General features: G+C 72.0%; 1 protein-coding gene and 1 pseudogene. Both read right to left on the bottom strand.

All coding sequences use genetic code 11. The annotated features are described in order from the left end of the window. Positions 1 to 36: 36 nt before the first annotated feature. Positions 37 to 735: pseudogene (locus tag H5J33_RS34545) on the bottom strand (NDP-sugar synthase); the annotation flags it as partial. Positions 736 to 882: 147 nt separating this feature from the next. Next, on the bottom strand, positions 883 to 1,617 hold a 735-nt coding region (locus H5J33_RS34550), incomplete at its 5' end, for a peptidoglycan recognition protein (protein ID WP_181798608.1).

The raw sequence follows: 1,617 nt of genomic DNA on the forward strand, positions 1-1,617 counted from the left end.
GTTCCGTGAGCTGGAGGCCTTCGCCGCCTTCGGTTAGCCGCGCACGAAGGCGGCCGGGGTGCCGAGGTCCAGCCAGTACGTGGAGTCGACCATGCCCTGGAGATGGGCGCCGGCCGCCAGCAGGCCGGGGAAGGTCTCGCGTTCGACCGAGACCGGCCGGTCCGCCGGGATGGTGTCGATGACCGAGCGGCGGAAGACGTACGCCCCCGCGTTGATCTGGTCGGTGACGATCTCCTCGGGGCTCTGCGGCTTCTCCAGGAACGCCAGGACGCGCCCGGTGCCGTCCGTGGGCACGAGGCCGTAGGCGCGCGGGTCCGCCACCCTCGTCAGGTGCAGCGAGACGTCCGCGCCCGTCGTCTCGTGGGTGTCCACCAGGGCCCGGATGTCCAGCCCCGTCAGGATGTCGCCGTTGAAGACCAGCACCGGGTCGTCGGGGCCGGAGCGCAGCCGGTCGGCGACGTTGCGGATCGCGCCGCCCGTGCCGAGGGGCTCCTCCTCCGTGACGTACTCGATGCGCAGGCCCAGCGCGGAGCCGTCGCCGAAGTACGGTTCGAAGACCTCGGCCAGATAGCTGGTGGCGAGGACGATGTGCTCCACGCCCGCCGCCCGCGCCCGCGCCAGCTGGTGGGTGAGGAACGGCACCCCGGCGGCCCGGACCATCGGCTTGGGCGTGTGCACCGTGAGCGGTCGCAGCCGGGTGCCCTTGCCGCCGACCAGAAGGATCGCTTCCGTCACCTGTCGTCTCCGCTTCCAGCCGGACCGGCCGAACTGCTCGTCTCACTCGTTTCGGCCGGCCAGTGTAGGCAGACCGGACGGCGGCTCCTTCGCCGGCCGCGCGGTGTCCGGCCGGATGGGCGCGCGCGTTCCCCCGTCCGCCGGGCCTCAGCGTCCCTGGTAGCGCGCCGCGCCGGCGCGGACCGTGCCCAGCTTGGCGTAGAGCCGCTTTCCGGGGCACTCGGTGGCGTATCCGTCCCGGTGGCCGGACACCACGTTCAGCCGTACCTTCTTCCCCTTGGGGTAGAGGTTGCCGCCACCCGACGTGAGGTACGTCTTCGCCCTGGGATCGGCTCCGTGGAGGCCGAGCTTCCACGCGGCGAGCCGGGCGACGGCCGTCACCGCGGCGCCCGGCGGCTGGGTGGTGCCGTAGCTGCCGATCACGGCGACGCCCATGCTGTCGGTGTTGAACCCGAGGGTGTGCGCGCCGAGCACCGCCCTGGCCACGCCCCCGGCCCGGCCCTCGTAGAGCGTTCCGCACTTGTCGACGAGGAAGTTGTAGCCGATGTCCCGCCAGCCCATGCTCTCGACGTGGTAGCGGTAGATGCCGCGGATGACGGAAGGGGCCTGGGCGCAGGTGTACTTGTTGCCGGAGGCGGTGTGGTGCGCGAAGGCCGCCTTGATCCTCTTCGTGTAGACGAACCCGTGTTCGCGCAGTGACTCGTCGGCGCCCCAGCCCCGGCGCGTGACGATCTTCGGGCGCGGGCCGATGTACGACTTGCCGCGCTGCGGGCCCTGAAGCCTCGTCAGTTCCTGTTCGGTCGCGGTGCGGTCGAGTTCCGGGATCTCGGTGGTGCCGAAGGCGGCGATGTCGGCGTTGGCGCCCGCGGCGGCGATCGCGGC

Origin of the sequence: Streptomyces sp. WELS2, from assembly GCF_013870595.1 — a bacterium.
Classification (GTDB): domain Bacteria; phylum Actinomycetota; class Actinomycetes; order Streptomycetales; family Streptomycetaceae; genus Streptomyces.